The following is a 19,707-nucleotide window of genomic DNA, read 5'->3' on the forward strand; positions in this document are numbered from 1 at the left end:
GTGCGCGGGCCGTGAGCCCGCGCCACGGATTTCACGCCGGCACGCTGAACACGTCCCGCGTGTAGAAGCGATGCCCCGCCACCGCCTCCGCGAACTCCTTCGCGATGTCGTTCCCGTCCCCCATCACGACCCCGACCTCGTTGGGCAGGTGCGCCGCCTCGATGAGCAGGCGGCCCGAGCCCACCGCCCCGATGGCCTTCTTGTGCCTGAACGCCTCCTTGACGAAGAACTGCGCCCGCCCGACCGTGGCCAGGTTCGCCCCGTCGGCGGCCACCACCGCGTCGTACAGCACCGAGTTCGCCGCGCTGAGCTGCCGGTCCACCGGCAGGCCGCCGACGCTGCCCTCGAAGGGGGCCACCACCTCGCAGATCGCCCCCTGATCCTCGAGCTCCCGCCGCAGGCTCGTGACCGCCGCCGCGTCCGTGCCGTCGGCCATAAGGATGGCGATCTTGCGGGTGGCGACGCTGCGCGGCTGGTTCGTCATGCTGAGGGCGGGGGAGGCGTTGGCATGGACCGCGGACACGGCGGGCGCGGGGAGGCCGAGGCCGTCGGCGACCTGGGTGGCCAGGTCCGGGTGGATCTTGCCCAGATGGTTCACCACGGCTTCCTTGATGGGGGAGCGCTCCACGTGGCCCAGCTCGAACAGGAAGGCCGCCACGATGTGCTGCTTCTCCCAGCCGGCCATGCTGTTCCAGAACAGGGTGGCCTGGCTGTAGTGGTCCTGGAAGCTGGGGCTGCGCATCCGGATCTTGCTGCCTTCCACCTTCTCCTGGTAGTGCCGGTAACCGTCGGCGGCGCCCGGGTGGCCGCCGCTGATGGAGTTGGGCGCGTAGCTCGTCTGGGACTCGTGGATCATGTGCTGGTGGAAGCCGTCGCGCTGGTCGTTGCGGACCGCGGCCAGAGGACGGTTGATGGGGATCTGCGGGAAGTTGGGACCGGCCAGCCGCAGGAGCTGGGTGTCGAGGTAGGAGAAGTTCCTGGCCTGCAGCAGCGGGTCGTTGCTGAAGTCGATGCCGGGCACGACGTTGGCGGTGTGGAAGGCGACCTGCTCGGTCTCGGCGAAGAAGTTCTGCGGGTTGCGGTTGAGCGTCATCTTGCCGATGGGCCGCAGCGGCACCACCTCCTCAGGAATGATCTTGGTGGGGTCGAGCAGGTCGAAGTCGAAGTCGTGCTCGCGCGACTCGGGGACGAGCTGCACGCACAGCTCGTACTCGGGATAGGCGCCGCGCTCGATCGCCTCCCACAGGTCGCGGCGGTTGTAGTCGGGGTCGTTGCCCTGGATGCGCAGCACCTCGTCCCACACCAGCGAGTACGTCCCCAGCACCGGCCGCCAGTGAAACTTGACGAACGTGCCCTGCCCCGAGGCGTTCACCAGCCGGAACGTATGCACCCCGAACCCCTGCATCATCCGGAAGCTGCGCGGGATCGCCCGATCGGACATCAGCCACATGACCATGTGCAGCGACTCGGGCTGGAGCTGCACGAAGTCCCAGAACGTGTCGTGCGCCGACTGCGCCTGCGGGATCTCGTTGTGCGGCTCGGGCTTGACCGCGTGCACGAAGTCGGGGAACTTGACGCCGTCCTGGATGAAGAAGACCGGGAAGTTGTTGCCGACGAGGTCGTAGTTGCCCTGTGTGGTGTAGAACTTGGTGGCGAACCCGCGCACGTCCCTGACGGTGTCGGCCGAGCCGCGCGAGCCGGCCACGGTGGAGAAGCGCACGAAGGTCGGCGTCTTGGCCGAGGTGTCGTTGAGGAATGCGGCCGTGGTCAGGTCGCCGAGCGGCTCGTACAGCTCGAAGATCCCATACGCGCCGGCGCCCCTGGCGTGGACCACGCGCTCGGGGATGCGCTCGTGGTCGAAGCGGGTGATCTTCTCGCGGAAGTGGAAGTCCTCCATGAGCGTGGGACCGCGGGTGCCCGCCTTCAGCGAGTTGTCGGTGTCGTCGACCGGGATGCCCTGGTCCGTGGTCAGATTGCGGTCGTCCAGCGGCACACGGGTGGCGTCGAGCTGGCGGTCCTTCGCGTCACGCTCCGGTTGCATGAAAAATCCCCCTTAAGGTTGTTTTGTCGGGCCTTCACCAAGTGCCCGGATGACTGAGCTGAAACAGGGTCGAGCGGGGGGATTGATGATCAAGGCTGTGGTGTTCGACGTCGGGGAGACGCTCATCGACGAGACGCGCATCTGGTCGCGCTGGGCCGAGCGGCTGGGTGTGAGCAGCTTTGTGCTCATGGGCGCGCTCGGCGGCATGGCCGCGCTCGACCGCCCGCACGCCGAGGCGTTCCAGCTCATCCGGCCCGGCTTCGACCTGGACGCGGAGGAGGCCGCCTGGGAGCGTGACGACCCCGACGGCCTGCGTAACCACTTCGACGCCGACGACCTCTATCCCGACGTGCGCGGGGCGCTGGCCGCTCTTCAGGCGGCCGGTTACCAGGTGATCATCGCGGGCAACCAGCCGCGCCGGGCTTACGGGGCGCTGCTCGCGATGGACCTGCCGGCCGACTCCGTGCACACCTCTGAGGGCTGGGGCGTGGAGAAGCCCCAGCCGGAGTTCTTCGCCAAGGTGGCCGCGGTCGCGGGCAGGGAGCCCGGTGAGATCCTGTACGTGGGGGACCGCATCGACAACGACGTGCTCCCGGCGGCGCAGGCGGGCATGCGCACCGCGTTGCTGCGCCGCGGCCCGTGGGGCTATCTGCACGCCGCGCGCCCGGAAGCGGCGGCCGCCGACCTGGTCGTCGATGACCTGCACGCCGTCCTGCCCGCCGCGCGCCGGCTCACCTGAGGCCTTCGCCGGGATCGATGCGGACCGCCCGCTCCTCGGCCGACAGGTCCGAGTCGTCATCGCCCCAGTCCTCGCCGAGCTCCTCGTCCTCCGTGTCCGGCTCCAAGCCCTCGTCCGGCTGGGTCAGCCGGTGTTTGGGACGGGGCTCATGGAGCCGTTCGGGGGCCTCCCTGCGCAGCCGCTCGTCGAGGGTGTCCCTGCGCCGCGGGTCGTCCTCCACGACCTCGTGATGGAGCCCGAGATCGTCGGTCCACTCACTGACCTCGATCGCCTGCTCATCGCTCATGCCGTGCCGGTTCGGAGGTTTTTCGGTCATACGCGCCCCCTACCCAAGGAGCGGCCCGGAATCCTCTGACTTGGCGGGCCTTAGGGTGTCGGCCAACTCTTCCTTGACGGGATGCGCCGAGGCGCGCACGCCTGAGGTCAGGCCTGCTCGAGGCGGGGGCGCAGCCGGGCGGCCTGCCTGATCGTCCGGCCGGAGAGCCTGGCCAGCGCCATGGCCGCGAGCAGCGCCGCCGCCACGCAGGCCACGCCGCCGAGCTCCAGCGCGAGCCGCGGACTGAGCGTGTCGCTGAGCCAGCCCAGCAGCGGCCCGCCGAGCGCGCCCGAGCCCGCGCTGACGATGGACAGCGCGGCGATGACCCGGCCGCGCATCGGCTCTGGGCTGTCGAGTTGCGCGCGGGCCGAGACGGTGGTGTCGACGGCCACCGCGCCCGCCGCGATCGGCACCATCAACGCCGCGAACGACCACAGCTCCGGCATCAGCCCGCTCAGCGCCTGCGCCACCCCGATCGCGAACGCGGTGATCAGCAGCAGCCGGATCGTCAGCTCCGGCCGGGCGGCGACCAGGAAGCCGCCGAGCACCGTGCCGACGGCGAACGCCGTGGACAGCAGGCCGTACCCGCCGGCGCCCGCCTCCAGGGGGCCGGCGCTCATGGCGGCCATGGTGACCTGGTAGTTGCGGCCTACGCTGCCCGAGACGAACCACAAGGCCAGTACGACGAGCAGCCAGGGGGTGCGCATGACGTACCGCAGCCCTTCGAGCACGGCGCCCCGCTGCCGCTCGGCGGCGGCGAGCCGGTGGAACTCCGAGCGCCGCATGGCCGCCACCGCCGCGATCACGACGAAGAAGCTGGCCGCGTTGATGACGAACAGGCCGGCGTTCCCCGTGACCGGCAGCAGCACGCCCGCCAGGCTCATGCCCAGGATGCGCCCGGCCGAGCTCAGGAGGGAGCCGAGCGCCATCGCGTTCGACAGGTCGGCGGGGGGCACGACCTGGGCTCCGAACCGGCCGAGCGCCGGGCCGCCCAGCGCGGTCACCACGCCGCCGGCCAGCGCCACTGCGTAGATCGGCAGCACGGAGTCGACGCCCGTCACGACGATGGCCGCGAGCACGGCCGCCAGCGCCGCCTGCGCGAGCTGCGCGGCGACCACGACAGGCCGGCTGGGCAGCCGGTCCGCCAGCGCCCCGCCCCACATGCCCAGCAGCAACGTCGGCAGTGCCTGCATGACGAGGCTCAGTCCCACGCTCGCGGCCGAGCCCGTCATCTCGAGGATGAGCCAGTTGAGACCGAGCACCTGCATCCAGGTGCCGGTCACCGAGATGATGTCCGCTCCTGCCCAAAGCCGGTAATTGTGATGACGCAGGGCTCTGATCCCAGAGGAGATCAACGCAGGGGAAGTCAGAGACAAAACATGTCCTTGCCTTGAAGATTCGCCGGAGAATCCAACAGGGCCTTCCGGCGAAGCGATTCCGGTCTGGCCGGAATGTGAGGCAACACACGTTTAAAATGACATCAAACCACTTCTACTGGATGGTCCCTGCTCACCAGCGCCGCGTAGTGGCCTCCACGCGCCATCAGCTCGTCGTGAGTGCCGCGCTCGACGATGCTCCCGTGGTCGAGCACCACGATCTGGTCCGCATCGCGCACGGTGGACAGGCGGTGCGCGATCGTGATCGTCGTACGGCCCCGCGCCAGCGCGTCGAGCGCCTCCTGCACGGCCCGCTCCGTCTGCGTGTCCAGCGCGCTGGTGGCCTCGTCGAGGATCAGCACCGGCGGGTCGCGCAGCAGCGTGCGCGCGATGGCCAGGCGTTGCTTCTCGCCGCCGGAGAACCGGTAGCCGCGCTCGCCCACCACCGTGTCATAGCCGTCGGGCAGGGCGGCGATGTGATCGTGGATGCGCGCGGCCCGCGCCGCCGCCTCCAGTTCCTCGTCCGTGGCCTCGGGGCGGGCGAAGCGCAGGTTGTCCGCGATCGAGGCGTGGAACAGGTACGTCTCCTGCGAGACCACGCCGACCGTCGCGCTCAGCGTCTCGAACGTCAGCTCCCGCACGTCCACGCCGTCGATCGTCACCCGCCCGCCCGTGACGTCGTAGAGCCGGGGCGGCAGGTAGCTGAGCGTGGTCTTGCCCGCGCCCGTCTCGCCCACGACGGCCAGGCTGGTGCCCGCGGGGACCATGAGGTCGACGCCGGTCAGCGTGGGAGTCTCGCCGTAGGAGAAGCCGACCTCCTCGAAGCGCACCTCGCCACGGACGCGCTCGAGCGTACGGGTGCCGGGGTGGATGTCGACCGGCAGGTCGAGATACTCGAAGATGCGGCCGAACAAGGCCAGCGAGGTCTGCACCTCGACGCCGAGCCGCAGCAGCGACACCGCCGGCCGGAACAGGCTCGTCTGCAACGTCGTGAACGCCACCAGCGTGCCGACCGAGATCGTGCCCGTGTACCCGACGGCCCAGTAGATCATCGCGGGCATCGCGGCCATGACGATCTGGATGGACGACTGCCGCCAGCGCCCCGCCATGCTCATGCGCACTCCGAGGTCGGCCAGCTCGTCCGAGGCCCGGCCGAAGCGCTCGGTCAGGCCGGCGGCCTGGCCCATCGTCCGGCCCAGCAGGATGCCGCTGATCGACAGCGACTCCTGCACAATCGAAGCGATCTTCGCCAGCTTGCGTTGCCGCTCGGTGGTGATGCGCTTGCGTTCCGTGCCCACCTTGCGGCTGATCCACACGAACACCGGCAGCAGCAGGAGCGAGATCACGGTCAGCCGCCAGTCGAGCGCGACCATGGCGGCGATCGTGGCGATCACGGTGGTGAGGTTGGAGACGAGAGAGGAGGCGGTCGAGGTGACCACCTGCTGCATGCCGCCGATGTCGTTGGCGATGCGCGACTGCACCTCGCCGGTCTTGGTGTGGGTGAAGAAGGCCAGTGACATGCGCTGCAGGTGCGTGTACACCGAGATGCGCAGATCGTGCATGACCCGCTGGCCGATCGTGGTGGAGATCAGGGTCTGCACCACGTCGAAGACGCTGGTCGTGACCGCGACCGCGATCATGCCGAGGGCGAGCAGCGCCAGCAGCCCGGCGTCCCTGGCCGGGATCGCCACGTCCAGCACCTCGCGCAGCAGGAACGGCTGGGCGAGCGACACGAGCGAGGCGAGCAGGATGAGCGAGCCCACGAGAGCCAGACGGCCACGGTAGGCGCGGAACAGCGTGATGATGCGCCGCAGCGGCGCCCGTGGTTCCTCCGCCAAATGGTGCTCCTCTCAGATGTCCACTCAAACAGAGGTTAACTCATATTTGTTCCGGCTAAGCTTAAGGCATGGCGGAAAAGGAGCTCGCGGAGCTCTTGCACCAGGTCAGCCGGCGGCTGCGGCATGGATACGTGCGGCGGCTGGTCCCGCTCGGACTCAGCCCGAGCCAGGCGCGGGCCTTGCGTGTGCTCGCCGACGCCGACCCCGAGCGGCCGCTGCGGATGGTCCAACTGGCCGAGGAGCTGCGGATCGTGCCGCGCTCGCTCACGCCCGTCGTGGACGCGCTGGAGGAGGCGGGGCTGGTGCGCAGGCAGGTCGATCCCGGCAACCGCCGCTCGACGCTGGTCGTCATCACCCACCAGGGGCGCGCCGCTGCCGGGCAGGCGCGCGAGGCTCGCCGGCAGGCCGGTGAGGAGCTGTTCGCGGTGTTGTCGGAGGAGCAGCGCGAGCAGTTGGGGGAGCTGCTGGGCGTCGTGGACGGTCAGTTCAGGTGACAGCGGCGGCGTGGGGGCCGCCTTCAGCGTTCCACGCCGCCGACGACCGTCCCGACGCAGGGCGGCGCGGCGAGGAGCGCGGCGTACGGATAGCGGCCGCGCGCGTCGAAGACCGCGAAATCGGCGCGGGCGCCGGGGCTCAGAGACCCGATCCGGCCCGGCCCGCGATCCATGCCCAGCGCCCTGGCGCCGCCGAGCGTGGCCGCCTCGACCAGCTTGCGATCCAGCCCCCGGGGCCGCAGTCCGAGCTCACGCGCGTGCCGCTTGATGGCCGTCGCCAGCCCGAGCGGCCCGGCGGCGGACGCCTCGCGGCCGGTGCCGAGGGCGAGGGAGTTGCCCTCGTCCAGCAGGGCGAGCACGTCGGTCACGGGCGGCGGCACCGACGGGCACAGGGCGACCGTGGTCTCGCGCAGCCGCAGCAGCTTGCGCTCGCCGGGATCGAGCGACCGCGTGCAGGTGACGTGGCACAGCGGCCCCAGCACCCCGGCCTCATCGAGTGCGGCGGGTGAATGCCGGTCCAGGTCGGCCAGCAGCCGCAGCCCGAAGGTCCTGGCCAGCACGGCCACGTCCTCCAGCACCTGAGGGTTCCTGGTGCGTGCCGCGATCCCCACCGCGAACGGCCTGTCGATCTCCCGGATCGCCGTGATGACGGCGTCGCGCTCACGTTCCTCCCAGTCTTCCTCGCTGTCGGCGTTCACCTCGATGTAGGTGATGCCGGGCATCCCCGCGGGTTCGGCCAGGTGGCACACCACGCTCGCCCGCGCGGTCACCCCACGTGCCGCCGACGGCGGGATCGAGCAGGCGTCGACCGGCCCTGCCACGATCATCCCCGGCCACCGGCGCTCCTCGCTGACGGGAAAACACGAGAGCAGCTCGGCCCGCGAGCCCACCTGGAGCACCCGATCGCCCCTGATCACCACGGCGCCGTCGCGGAGGGGATCGTCGCAGACGGGCAGGACCAGCGGCGCGGAGTGGAGCACGATCGGCACGGGGGAGCGCCGTCCTGGGATCGGCCGGGCAGGCCGTCTTGCCGTCGGTCCAGCACGCGTCGCAGCAGAGGGCATCAGCACTCCCGTCGGATTTACCTTTCAGGGAATTAAACGTGAGCTACGCTAGGGAATCAATCAATCAGGTCGAACCAGGCAAATCCCTAGGTAAGTAGCGTCCGGAGAGCCGGGCCAGCTTCAGGCTCAGGTGCAGGGCGAGCCGCTCGCCGCCGTCCTTCAGGTCCGTACGGGCGAGTTCCTCCACCCGCTGCAACCGGTAGTACAACGACGTGCGGTGCAGTCTCAGCGCCCGGGACGTGGCCACCGCGCTCCCGGCCAGGTCCAGATACGTCTCCAGCGTTTCCAGCAGCGGCAGGTACTGCGCGTCCCCGAGCAGGTCCTCGAGCCCCGGATGCAGCTCCTGATCGGGCAGGTGGGTGAGCAGGCGGTACACGCCCAGCCGCGCCCACTCGGCGGTTCCCCCGAGCCCCGGCACGCGGGCGGCCACCTCGGCCGCGTGCCTGGCCTCCTGGTACGACCCCACCGCCGCCGCCAGGGTGGGCTTGGCCCGCCCCACCCCGACCACCACTGGGACCGGCATGGCCGCGTGCAGCTCGTCCGGCGAGACCGGCGCCCCGGCCGTGAGCAGCACGGCGTGGTCGTAGCGGACCAGGTGCAGCGGATGATGCCCGCTGAGCCGCCGCCGCAGCGCCAGCAGCCCCTGCTCCAGCGCCAGCCGGAGCGGGTCGGACGGCTCGGTCGCCAGCGGCCTGGCCACCTGCACGGTCACCGCCTCCGCCTGCGGGAATGCGCCTGCCTCGATCAGCTGCCTGGCCGCGTCCGGCTCGCCGAGCAGCACCCCGGTGACCGCCTCCAGCTCACGGTGCGAGGCGAGACCGCTGGCCAGGCTCTCGTGGAACAACGCCAGCGCCAGGCCCGGGGCGGCGGCCTCGGCCTCGGCGACCTGCGCCTCCGACATGGCCGGCTCGGCGTCGATGAACCACAGGAAGCCGAGCAGCCCGTCGGCGTGCCGCACCGGCACGCACACGCGCGGCAGCAGCCCCAGGTGCGGCGCGCCCAGGGTGCGGATGGGACCCGGCGCCTCGTGCACGCCGGCCGCGCGTAACCACTGGCGCACCTCGGGCGTGGTGTGCCTGCGCAGGATCGAGTCGCGGCGGATGTCGTCCATGGCGCCGTTCTGCTCGCTGTAGGCCACGACACGTTGCACGCGGTCCTCGAGCAACAGGGGGCGGCCGAGACGGGCGGCGAGCTCGTCAACGGTCCGCTGAAGATCCGCCACAACCACCCCCTTACATGCATATTTCAACATTTGTAGGACACGCCGCTACAGGTCTTCCCTACAACTGTTCGGTGATCTCCGTCAACAACGTCTATACCGTCGATCCGTGAACCTCCCGAAGAAGCTGCTGAAGGGGTTACTCGCGGCCATCGTGCTCATCCCGGTGAGCCTCGTGGCGACCCCCGCTTCCGCAGCACCCCCCACCGATCCGGAACACCCATGGCGGCGCGATCACTGGCCGCGAACGCAGCCCTGGCAGAGCGACACACCCCTCGACGCCCAGACGCTGCGCGGCCGCCCCGCCGGCGGCACCCAGCCCATCGACCCCCAGAACTGGGAAAATCCCGACAACATGACGTGGGCGGACTACAAGAAGCCGCCCGGCACCAAGTGGAACGACCCCGCGGTGAAGGGGTCGAAGCGCACCTTCAAGGGCGCTCTCATCCTGCTCGACTACCCCAACCAGCAGTTCGTCGTCACCCAGCCCAAGGGCTCGACGATCTACGCCAACCCGAGCGCCGAGGCCCACGACATCCCGCGTGACCAGGTCGCGAAGTTCTACGAGGACTTCCTCAACACCCCGAACGACCTCAACAAGGGCCACACCATCCATGAGTACTGGATGGAGGATTCGGGCGGCCGCTTCGGCGTGGAGCTCACGGGATTCGGCCCGTACACGATGCCGGGCAAGGACCACGAGTACGCCATGGAGTACCAGCGGGACGCCTGCCCGGCCGGCGACACCTGCACCAGGAACCTGCGGACCGACGGCAACGCCGCCTGGCTGGCCGCCGTCGGCCCGGACGTGGCCGCGCAGTTCGACTTCGTCTTCTACCTGAGCGCCGGCCAGGACGAGTCGTCCACGTGGCAGGAGTTCGGGATGATGAAGTTCCCGACGAAGGAGTCCGTGACCGACGAGTGGGGCCCGCCCGACCCCAACCTCACCAACTGGTCCAGGACCCGCTACGTCGAGTGGACCTCCTGGCAGGCCGGCTCCAACTTCTGGCCCAACGCCCGCTTCGGCGTCGACTCGGTCCAGGCGGAGAGCTCCGGCATGGCGGTCTACGCCCACGAGCTGAGTCACATCATGGGCGTCGCCGACAACTACAACAATCCGTACGCCGTGCCGCCCAAACGGGCGTACACCGGCATCTGGGAGATGCTCAGCCGCGGCAGCTTCAACGGCCCCGGCGGCCCGCACTCGCGCTGGCTGATCCCGCCCACCGCGGGCGCGTCCATGGGCGCCCAGCACATGCTGCGCAACAAGATCGTGCTGGGGATGGTCGACGAGCAGAACGTCCTGCGGCTGTCGCGCGAGGCGCTGGACGAGTCGGGCCTGGTCACCGCAAAGGTCCTCGCCCGAGCCGTGCAGCCGGGCCAGGACGAGCTGGCCGGGATCAACATCTCCTTCGACACCGGGGACAAGAGCTCGTGCAGCACGGCCGATCCGCTGTGCGACGGCGGCGGCTACGAGAACTACACGGTCGAGGTCGTCGACCGCATGGGCACCGACTCCTTCACCCCCGACTCCGGCGTGCTCCTGGCCAAGACCAAGAACCAGGACCGGGCCCCCTTCGAGTGGGTGGTCGACGCCAACCCGCAGGACATCGGCATGACCGACTACGTGCTGCCGGACGGCACCAAGGTGCCGATCACGATCGGCGACTACCGGCAGTTGTCCGACGCCCTCTTCCACGCGGGCACCGACTCGGGCAGCGAGTACGAGTTCGTCGACGAGGCCAACCGCCTGCACTTCTACGTCACCGACCTGAAGCGCAACCGTGAGGGCGAGCTGTCCTACACGGTCGCCGTGCGCTCGCTCGACGGCGCGGGACCGCAGCAGCGCGGCGTCAAACTGCTCCCCGGGGCCGGCGTCCCGGCCGGCAAGAACATCTCCTCCTGCACCTTCCCGCTGTTCAACACCGGCAAGGCGGCCCCGGCACAGGGCCAGCACCCAGAGGACGTCAGCGCCTACCTGGGCTCCGACGTCTACCGGCTCAAGGCCGAGGTCCAGGGGAAGGGCTGGACCACTCAGGTGCCGAACGCCCTCGCCTCCGTCGCGTTCGGCAAGCAGGCGCTCGTGACCGTGAACGCGGTCCGCGAGGCCGGCGGCGACCGGCTGGCCAGGGTCAAGCTCACCGCCACCTCGGAGAGCGACCCGGCCAAGACCATGACCGCCACCTGCCACGTGATCGGCTTGTAGCGGAAAGCCGTGGGGTACGGCTGGCGCGGGCCGTACCCCATTCGGTTGAATCACCCCCGTAGAGGGGGTGTTCATTGACCGGGGACCTGCCCGACAAGACAGACAATCTTCCAGAAAAGCCGCGAAGACGTCGAAGAAGGGTGCCATGGGCGGCATCCGTCTCCGCGGGTTTGGCGGCGGCCGCGGCGAGCGTCCTGGCGGCATCGGTGGAGTGGGAGATCCCGCCGCTCGCCAAGGTCGGCGTGACCCTGGGGGCGGCCATCCTCGTCGGGCTCACCACGTGGGCCACCACCGAGTCGCGGTCCAGACGTCCGGAGATCAGCGGCAGCGCCGGCGGCGTCGCGCCCGACCAGTGGCCGCCCGTCCCCGAGCACTTCACCGGCCGTGCCGAAGCCCTGGCCGAGCTGCGTGACGTCTTCGCCTCTCGCCGCAAGGCCACGGACCTCTCGCCGCCCCTCGTCGTCTCCGTGTACGGCCGCGGCGGCGTCGGCAAATCGGCGCTCATGACCCGGTTCGGGCAGGAGGTCGCGGACTGGTTCCCCGACGGCCGGCTCTACGCCGACCTGCGCGGCGGCGTCGACGCCCCCGTACGCCCCGACGAGGTCCTCATCGGCTTCCTGCGCGCGCTGGACGTGCGCCTGACCACCGACCCCGGCGGCCTAGACGAATTACGCAAACTCTGGCTGACCTGGACCAAGGGCCGCAGGATCCTCATCGGCCTGGACAACGCCCACGACGCCGACCAGGTCAAACCGCTGATCCCGGCCGAGCCGGGGTGCGCGGTGCTGGTGACGTCGCGCGCGCCGCTGTTCCTGAACGGCACCCACGACACGCGGCTCGGCGTCTTCAGCGAGGCACACGGCGTGGAGCTGCTGGCCAGGCTCAGCGGCGGCGCCAGGATCGTCGACGACCTCGACTCCGCCAAGGAGATCGTCCGGCTGTGCGACTACCTGCCGCTGGCGATCAACATCTGCGGCGGCCGGCTCGCCACCCGCGAGCAGTGGACGCTGCGCGAGATGGCCGGCCGGCTGGCCGACACGCGCCGCATCCTCGACCAGCTGGAGCTGGCCCCGACCGTCGACAAGAGCGTGCGCGCCTCGGTGCAGCTCAGCTACGACGACTGCACCGGCATGCAGCGCCGGCTACTGCGCCTGCTCAGCGCGCTGCCCGCGCCCGACGTGCCGGGCTGGGTGGCCGGCGAGCTGCTCGACATCTCCGGCCTCGACGGCGCCGACCAGCTGGAGGCGCTCATCGACGCCCAGCTCGCCGAGTGCTCGGGCACCGACCAGACCGGCGCCATGCGCTACCGGCTGCACGACCTGGTCCGGGTCTTCGCCGCGGAGCTGACCGAGCAGGACGAGGGCGAGCGGCGCAGGGCCGCGATCGAGCGGGTGCTCTACGGTTACCGCCGCCGCGCCGAGGAGGCCGCGCAGAACCGCTGGCCGCAGGACTGGAGCCGGGGCGGCCGCCGCGCCAGTGCCGACGGGCAGCTGCGGGCCGGCGACTGGCTCAACGCCGAGCGCCTCTCGCTGCTCGCCATGATCAACCTGGCCAGGCAGCTGGAGCTGTGGGAACTGACGTGGGGCCTGGCCAGGGCGTTCTGCTCGCTGTGCCACTCGCTGCGCGCCTACTGGGCCGACTGGAAGGCGGTCGCGGAGATCGGCTGCGCGGCCGCCGAGCGGAGCGGGGACCGGCGCTCCCTGGCCATCGCCCTGCTCGACAGCGCTTCCGTGCACGGCGGCCTCGGGCTGCGCGAGCGGGCTTTGGAGGAGGCCGAGCAGGCCCTGGAGATCTTCACCGAGCTGGGCGAGTCGTGGTGGGCGGCCAGGTGCATGCGCGGAATCGGGATGACGTTGTACAGCGACGGCCACCTGGATCGGGCGCAGGACTACCTGATCGGGGCGATCACCGCGTTCAAGGGCGAGGAGGACCTGTGGTGGATGGCCCGCACCCAGCGCAACCTCGCCGAGATGCGGATGGCCGAGCGGCGGCCCGAGGAGGCCAGGGAGCTGCTGGAGGGCGCGCTGGAGATCTTCAAGCGCGAAGGCAACCGTTACTCCGAGGCCCAGACGCTGCGGGTCTACGGTGAGGTGCTGGCCGCGCAGGCGCGGGGCGAGCTGGCGGCGGACGACCACCGGGCCGCGACCCACCTCTTCACCCGGGCGGGGTTCAGCCTGGACCGGGCGGCCGAGATGTTCCGGCAGCGCGGTGAGCTGTGGGAAGAGGCCCGCTGTCTGCGGGCGGCCGGCGAGGTCGGCGACCCGGCCAACGGGCTGCGCGAGCTGGAGTATGTCCGGCGGGCCGAGGAGATCCTCGTGGCCCTGGGCGACTCGTGGGGGGTGGCCCGCAACGCCGTGTCGGCCGGCCGGGGGCTGGCCCGGCTGGGCCGGATCGAGGAGTCGGAGGCGGAGCTGCGCCGCGCCGTCCAGGCGTTCGAGGAGCTGGAGGACCGGTGGTGGATGGCGCGGAGCCTGCGTTACCTGGGCGAGGCGCACCTGGAGGCCGGCGGGCGCCAGGCGGCCGTGGCGCCGCTGGAGCAGGCCAGGGAGATCTACCGCAGCCTCGGCAACGAGGCCGGCATGCGCCGCACCCTCGAGTTGCTCAGGCGTGCGGCGTCCTCGGCGTAGTCGCTGCTAGGTGAGCGGGGTCCTGAGCAGCTCCCCGGCCGCCAGCCTGGCCTGGCTGATGCTCTCCTCGAACATCTTGCGCGCGTGCGCCGCCTGGTCGGCCAGCTCCCTGATGTGCTGGCGGGCCAGCTGGTCGTGCACGGTCTCGGCGATCAGCTGCTGGTATTCCGGGGTCTTGGCGGCCAGCGCCTCCAGCCGCTTGTGCGTGTGGTAGACCTTGTCCGCCTTGATCACCTGCTTGGCGTACTTCTCCAGGTGGCGCACCCGCTGCGACAACGACGTCCAGGCGGCGTCCAGCGCGCTCGTGTACGGCTTGAACGCGTCCTCCAGGCCGGGCGGCAGCTCGCGGGGGATGAGCTTGCCGTGCTCGGCGTGCATGGACGACAACTTGCGCAGCCGCTGCGCGATCTGCCAGACCTCCTCCGGCAGCGTCACCTGGTTGTCGATGCTGTCGATCAGTCCCGCCCGGTGCACCTTGGAGTTGAGTATCGCCTCGACCGCGTTCTGCGCGCGGCGCAGCAACATCTGGCAGGGATAGTCGAGGTCCTCGGCCATGATGTAGTGCTCGGCATGGGTCTGCGCCAGCCGGAGTCTTCGTTTGGTCGTGCGATAGGAGCCGTCCAACGCCATCCACCGGATCAGCGCGATCATGCTGATGCCGAGACTCGCCACGAAGACGCCGTACCCACCGGTCACCAAGAAGATCAGCAGGAGGAAGCCGGGGAGCACGAACAGCAGGGCGGGGTTGTACGAGGTGTCCATTCGCTTGCCGGTTCGAGCCATGCGCAGGATGTGCGGGCTCGACCGCAGCTCTACCGAGATCTCCGGGGGCAGCGAGGGATCGATCACCAGCCGTGGAGGCAGAGCTCGTGGATCCATACGTTCATGCTGCGTTATGAACCTCGAATCCGCTCATATTTGGTGGACATATAGGGTCGAGATAATGAGCGAGATGACAAGGTGGATTGATCTTGAAGGCGCGGTCAACGCGCGTGACCTGGGCGGGCTTCCCACGCGTGACGGCGGCGTCACACAGCGCGGGCGGATCTTCCGGGCCGACAATCTCCAGGGGCTCACGCCCCGGGACGTGGGCCTGCTGGTCGGCGAGCTGAAACTGCGGCACGTCGTAGACCTCCGCTCCAACGCGGAGGTCTCCCTTGAGGGCCCCGGCCCGCTGACCCTGGTGCCGGAGGTGCGGCACCACCATTTGACGCTGTTCGCCGAGGGCGGCCGGCACACCGACGTCGAGGCCGATACCGCTCCTGGCGCCATCGACGGCGACCGGGTGCTGCCGTGGGCGGAGCGGGTGCTCGACGAGGAGCTGCGGGTGACCGGCTTCTACTTCGGCTACCTGCGTGACCGCCCGTCCGCGGTGGTGGCGGCCCTGCGCACGATGGCGCTGGACGAGGGGGCGGCGCTGGTGCACTGCGCGGCGGGCAAGGACCGCACGGGCGTGCTGTCGGCGCTGGCGCTCGAGGTGGCCGGCGCCACCAGGGAGGCCATCGTGGAGGACTACGTCGCCACGGGGGAGCGGCTGGAGCTGATTCTCACGCGGCTGCGGGGCAGCGACACCTACCGCGGCGACCTGGACTCCCGGCCGGCCGACGACCACAAGCCCCGGGCGAAATACATCGAGCAGTTCCTGGACGTCCTGGATGACCGCTTCGGCGGCCCGATGGGCTGGCTGATCCAGCACGGCTGGACGACCACCGACACCGAGGCCCTGCGCTCCCGCCTGCGGGACTGACGTTCGGGGCAGCCGGGCGTTCAGGGCGGGCGGGCGTTCAGGGCAGCCGGACGACGATGCGCCGATCGGCCGACAACCGTGCCGCCTCGATGACGGAGAGCGCCTCGACGGCGCTCTCCGGATCCACGGGCGGCGCTGCCCCGTCCCGCACCGCCGCCACGACGCCACGGTAGAAGTCCAGGTACGCCCCCGGCTCGGTACGCACGACCCGGTGCTCGTCATCCGTGCCGAGCACGCCCCAGCGCGCTTCCTCGTCCTCCCCGAACCCCGGCGCATCGGGCGCGACCCCGGCCCGCAACCGCTCCTCCTGCACATCCATCCCGTGCTTCACGAACCCCGCCGCCGACCCCAGCACCCGAAACCGCGGCCCGAGCCGCGCCGCCACGGAGCTGACCCACAGATGCGAGCGCACCCCGCCGGCATGCGTCAACGCCACGAACGTGTCGTCGTCCGAGGCCACCCCGTCGCGCCGCACGTCACTCTCGCAGTAGACCTCGTGGACCGGCCCCAGTAGGTGCAAGGCCTGATCGACGAGATGACTCCCGAGGTCGTACAGCAGCCCGCCGACCTCCTCCGGACCGCCGGCCTCCCGCCACCCGCCCTTGGGCATCGGCCGCCACCGCTCGAAGCGCGACTCGAACCGCCGCACGCCACCCAGCGCCCCCTCACCGACCAGCCGCCGCACCGTGAGAAAGTCACCATCCCACCGCCGGTTCTGGAACACGGTGAGCATGACCCCGCGTTCCTTGGCCAGCCGCACGAGCTCCCGCCCTTCCTCGGCGGTCCTGGCGAGCGGCTTGTCGACGACCACAGGCAACCCCCGCTCAATGGTCGCCGCGGTGAGGGCGACATGCGTCCTGTTGGGCGACGCCACCACAACAAGATCACACCGGCCCCAAAGATCCTCAACCTCCGCCACGCCGGCAGCCCCGTACCGAGCACCGACCTCGGCCTGCCGCTCGGGATTCCGGGTCACGACGGCAGCCAATGACAACCCAGGAGTGGCATGGATCAGTGGCGCATGAAAGACCGCCCCCGCCACGCCGTAACCGACCAGCCCCACCCTGATGTCGCTCATCGGCCCAGGCTATCGAAACCATGTAATCGGCTCAGAGTGCGCTCCGTAACGGCGGCCCGCCGGTGAAGGGCTCAGAGGCCGTGTTCCTGGAGGGCCGTGCTTATGGTCGCGCTCGCACGGGGCTCCGCTGGTCACGCAAGCTGCCGCTCTCCGCCCCGGCTCGCCGCGCTGTGTTTATGGTCGCGCTCGCACGGGGCTCCGCTGGTCACGCAAGCTGCCGCTCTCCGCCCCGGCTCGCCGCGCTGTGTTTATGGTCGCGCTCGCACGGGGCTCCGCTGGTCACGCAAGCTGCCGCTCTCCGCCCCGGCTCGCCGCGCTGTGTTTATGGTCGCGCTCGCACGGGGCTCCGCTGGTCACGCAAGCTGCCGCTCTCCGCCCCGGCTCGCCGCTCCGTCAGCCGAAGTACGTCGAGTGGCGGCCCACTCGGCACCGCCGTACAAGAAAATGGTCTTTATGGGTTTTGCGGATCATCCCGCTCTGCGAGAAACCGCTCAAACTGAGCAGCGAGCTCATCCCCCGTCGGCATCGGGGTCGACTCGGCGATGAGGTTTTCGCGCTCGCTGCCGGTGGCGAACGCGTCATACTGCTGCTCGAGCCCCGTGATGGCGGTGGACAGCTCGGCGGACGCCTGGATCTGCTCTTCGATCTCCACGTTCGTACGCTGGGCCGCATCACGCAGCGTGTCCATCGGGAACACCAGCCCCGTCCCCCGCGTCACGGCCTCCAGCGCGGTCACGGCTGCCGTCGGGTATTCGGCCTGGGACAGGTAGTGCGGCACGTGCACCGCGTATCCCAGCGCGTCGTGCCCCTGCGCCCCCAGCCGGAACTCGATCAGCGCCGCCACGCTCCCCGGCACCTGGACACGCCCGAACGAGCTCGTTTGCGAATTTATTAGCTCAGGCCTGCTCGCGTGCATCGTGAGACCCAGCGGGCGGGTGTGCGGCACCGCCATCGGGATGCCGTGCATCGTCACCAGCTTGCTCACCCCCAGCCGCGCCACCAGCGTCCCCACGGCTTGGGTGAACAGCTCCCACTCCCGATCGGGCTCGGGCCCGCTCATCACCAGGAACTGCGTCCCCGTCGAGTCCCTCATGACATGAACGGCCAGCTCCGGGCTCTCACACTCGACCCAGCGGTCGGTGTCGAAGGTCATGATGGGCCGGCGTGACCGGTAGTCGAGCAACCGGTCCACGTCGAACGTCGCCACGACCCGGTGCTCCAGCTCGGCCAGCAGGTGGCCCAGCGCGAGACGTCCGGTGCCGCCCGCGTCGACGAAGCCGTCGAAGTGGTACAGCAACACCGGATCATGCAGCTCGGGCGCGTCATCTGCGAGCTTGTAGAGATCCTTCGGGTCGAACACGATTGGACAGCCTTTCCGTAGGTACTCTCCTCAGAACCTATGGCGAGCCGGAACGATTCCGTGCCTGTGGCGGGGGGCGGAATCATTCCGTGGGGGGCACCCTATCGGGGCACAATGAGGTCCATGGACGGGGACCCGGAGCTGGAAGAGTTCGCCGCCAGGATGTTCGACCTGGCCCGGGCGGGCGACACCGAGACGCTGCGCGCGTACGTCGAGGCTGGGGTGCCGGTCAATCTGACCAACGGCAAAGGTGACACTTTGCTCATGCTGGCGGCGTATTACGGTCACGCGCCGACGGTGCGGATGCTCATCGAGCTGGGCGCCGATGTCGACCGGCCCAACGACCGCGGTCAGACCCCCTTGGCCGGAGCGGTCTTCAAGAAGGAGCTCGAGGTGGTCACGGCGCTGGTCGACGCGGGCGCCGACCCCCATGCGGGCGAGCCCTCGGCCGTGGACACCGCCCGCATGTTCGGTATGGAGGGATTGTTCTCATGAACAGGGGAGTCGTTCTAGTCGACTAACTCGCGCTGGAAGCCGGTGACCTCGCCCCGCAGCACCGGGTCGGCGAAGCGGCGCGTCTCCTTGGCCCAGTCGAGGTAGCCGCGCATCCAGTTCTCGAGCCCCATGACGCAGCGCAGGGTGCTGTGCCGCCGGTTCTCGTCGATGCCGAGCTGGTCGAAGACGCGCAGGAGGTCCACTTTGGCCGCCTCGAAGATGCCGATGCGCTCCGAGATCTTCTGGTCGACCATCTCGACGGCCTCCTGGAGGGGGCAGCTCAAGGCCTTCCAGTAGACGATGACGAGGTTGTGGAACTCGCCCTGCAGCAGCTCGCGCCGCAGGCCGATGAGATCGTTGGTGCAGACGACCACGTGCCCGGCCTCGTGGACGAGCGTGCGGTACGCGGCCGACGCGCGGATCGCGTCCGGCACCTCGAACTGCTCGGCCAGCTCGATGAGGTCGAACGAGGGCGGGACGTAGGCGATGTTGAGCTTGTGCTCGACATAGCTGTCGGGGTCGGGGATCCGGCCTCTCGTGCGGTTGTCCACTTCCCACTGAGCGGTCTCGAAGCAGTCCTGGAGGTGGGTGGCGAAGCGGTGCCACCATCGCGCGCCGGCGTGCAGCCGCATGCGGTCGCGGATGTCGGCCAGGCCGTGGAGTATCGGCCCCGCGGTGGCCTCGAGCGGCGCGCCGTCCAGCACGGCGCGGAACTTGTCGGCCATGCGCCGCGCGAGGTCCGGGTCTGAGCCCACCTCGGCGAGCTCGAACTGGTCGTCGTAGACGTGGAACCAGCTGTTGAGATCGGCGGCCAGCGCGAGCACCGGCACCGAGGCCTCCGGGTAGAGCCGTGCGACGAGGCGGGAGTAGGACTCACCTGCGAAGCGCGAAGTCGCGGTCTCGTCTTCGATGAGCTTCAACCTCCGTGCCCAGGCGATGGTGTGATCGGCCACCACAGCCTCGAAGGGGTTGAGCTTGGACGGGTACGGGATGAAAGGGTCAGGAAGGGACACGGAGGGAATGTCGGGCATGGGTGCGCAGCCTCCACATGAGAAACTGTGGCAAATGCCCCCTCGTCGGGACAGATGTCGGTTCTCGTGGGGCGTA

16 protein-coding genes are annotated in these 19,707 nt (G+C 69.9%); 6 read left to right on the forward strand and 10 right to left on the reverse strand.

Annotated elements, in window-relative coordinates:
- Positions 1–31: 31 nt before the first annotated feature.
- Positions 32–2,041, reverse strand: coding sequence for a catalase (locus OHA25_RS27615; protein ID WP_327590363.1), 2,010 nt, complete (start codon positions 2,039–2,041; stop codon positions 32–34).
- Between the two features lie 85 nt (positions 2,042–2,126).
- Between OHA25_RS27615 and OHA25_RS27620 the strand changes: the two genes are divergently transcribed.
- Positions 2,127–2,780, forward strand: a complete 654-nt coding sequence (locus OHA25_RS27620; RefSeq protein WP_327590364.1) for an HAD family hydrolase — start codon at positions 2,127–2,129, stop codon at positions 2,778–2,780.
- Here OHA25_RS27620 and OHA25_RS27625 read toward each other — a convergent pair.
- The 3 genes from OHA25_RS27625 to OHA25_RS27635 form a co-directional block, all read right to left on the reverse strand.
- On the reverse strand, positions 2,773–3,096 hold the full coding sequence (locus tag OHA25_RS27625) for a DUF5709 domain-containing protein (RefSeq protein WP_305922288.1): 324 nt from the start codon (positions 3,094–3,096) through the stop codon (positions 2,773–2,775). The genes OHA25_RS27620 and OHA25_RS27625 overlap by 8 nt on opposite strands.
- Before the next feature lie 107 nt (positions 3,097–3,203).
- Positions 3,204–4,472: an MFS transporter gene (locus OHA25_RS27630; protein ID WP_327590365.1), complete on the reverse strand. Its 1,269-nt coding sequence runs from the start codon at positions 4,470–4,472 to the stop codon at positions 3,204–3,206.
- Positions 4,473–4,576: 104 nt separating this feature from the next.
- Positions 4,577–6,310, reverse strand: coding sequence for an ABC transporter ATP-binding protein (locus OHA25_RS27635; RefSeq protein WP_327590366.1), 1,734 nt, complete (start codon positions 6,308–6,310; stop codon positions 4,577–4,579).
- A 68-nt stretch (positions 6,311–6,378) separates the two neighbouring features.
- Here OHA25_RS27635 and OHA25_RS27640 point away from each other — a divergent pair, with 68 nt between their 5' ends.
- Positions 6,379–6,804 carry a MarR family winged helix-turn-helix transcriptional regulator gene (locus tag OHA25_RS27640; protein ID WP_327590367.1) on the forward strand — a complete coding sequence of 142 codons (426 nt, stop codon included), beginning with the start codon at positions 6,379–6,381 and terminating at the stop codon, positions 6,802–6,804.
- 23 nt (positions 6,805–6,827) lie between these two features.
- Here OHA25_RS27640 and OHA25_RS27645 read toward each other — a convergent pair whose 3' ends face one another.
- Positions 6,828–7,793, reverse strand: a complete 966-nt coding sequence (locus OHA25_RS27645) for an amidohydrolase family protein (protein WP_327590368.1) — start codon at positions 7,791–7,793, stop codon at positions 6,828–6,830.
- A 139-nt stretch (positions 7,794–7,932) separates the two neighbouring features.
- Positions 7,933–9,090 carry a PucR family transcriptional regulator gene (locus OHA25_RS27650; RefSeq protein ID WP_327590369.1) on the reverse strand — a complete coding sequence of 386 codons (1,158 nt, stop codon included), beginning with the start codon at positions 9,088–9,090 and terminating at the stop codon, positions 7,933–7,935.
- A gap of 106 nt (positions 9,091–9,196) precedes the next feature.
- Between OHA25_RS27650 and OHA25_RS27655 the strand changes: the two genes are divergently transcribed.
- Together OHA25_RS27655 and OHA25_RS27660 are read left to right on the forward strand one after the other, a co-directional pair.
- The gene (locus tag OHA25_RS27655) at positions 9,197–11,293 is read left to right on the forward strand and encodes a M6 family metalloprotease domain-containing protein (RefSeq protein ID WP_327590370.1); all 2,097 of its coding nucleotides are present in this window, start codon (positions 9,197–9,199) and stop codon (positions 11,291–11,293) included.
- Between the two features lie 140 nt (positions 11,294–11,433).
- On the forward strand, positions 11,434–13,920 hold the full coding sequence (locus OHA25_RS27660) for an ATP-binding protein (RefSeq protein WP_327590371.1): 2,487 nt from the start codon (positions 11,434–11,436) through the stop codon (positions 13,918–13,920).
- A gap of 6 nt (positions 13,921–13,926) precedes the next feature.
- Here OHA25_RS27660 and OHA25_RS27665 read toward each other — a convergent pair whose 3' ends face one another.
- Complete coding sequence (locus OHA25_RS27665; RefSeq protein ID WP_327590372.1) at positions 13,927–14,799, reverse strand: hypothetical protein; 873 nt, start codon at positions 14,797–14,799, stop codon at positions 13,927–13,929.
- Between the two features lie 73 nt (positions 14,800–14,872).
- Here OHA25_RS27665 and OHA25_RS27670 point away from each other — a divergent pair, with 73 nt between their 5' ends.
- Positions 14,873–15,667 carry a tyrosine-protein phosphatase gene (locus OHA25_RS27670; RefSeq protein ID WP_327590373.1) on the forward strand — a complete coding sequence of 265 codons (795 nt, stop codon included), beginning with the start codon at positions 14,873–14,875 and terminating at the stop codon, positions 15,665–15,667.
- Between the two features lie 37 nt (positions 15,668–15,704).
- On the opposite strand, the gene OHA25_RS27675 is transcribed toward OHA25_RS27670, so the two are convergent.
- A complete protein-coding gene (locus tag OHA25_RS27675) occupies positions 15,705–16,745 on the reverse strand; it encodes a Gfo/Idh/MocA family oxidoreductase (RefSeq protein WP_327590374.1) in 1,041 nt (346 codons plus the stop codon).
- 451 nt (positions 16,746–17,196) lie between these two features.
- Positions 17,197–18,105 carry a proteasome assembly chaperone family protein gene (locus OHA25_RS27680; protein WP_327590375.1) on the reverse strand — a complete coding sequence of 303 codons (909 nt, stop codon included), beginning with the start codon at positions 18,103–18,105 and terminating at the stop codon, positions 17,197–17,199.
- Positions 18,106–18,219: 114 nt separating this feature from the next.
- On the opposite strand from OHA25_RS27680, the gene OHA25_RS27685 reads away from it, so the two are divergent.
- On the forward strand, positions 18,220–18,600 hold the full coding sequence (locus OHA25_RS27685) for an ankyrin repeat domain-containing protein (RefSeq protein ID WP_442942143.1): 381 nt from the start codon (positions 18,220–18,222) through the stop codon (positions 18,598–18,600).
- Positions 18,601–18,614: 14 nt separating this feature from the next.
- Here OHA25_RS27685 and OHA25_RS27690 read toward each other — a convergent pair whose 3' ends face one another.
- A complete protein-coding gene (locus OHA25_RS27690) occupies positions 18,615–19,631 on the reverse strand; it encodes a terpene synthase family protein (protein ID WP_327590377.1) in 1,017 nt (338 codons plus the stop codon).
- Positions 19,632–19,707: the final 76 nt, after the last annotated feature.

This window comes from Nonomuraea sp. NBC_00507 (assembly GCF_036013525.1).
Taxonomy (GTDB): Bacteria; Actinomycetota; Actinomycetes; order Streptosporangiales; family Streptosporangiaceae; genus Nonomuraea.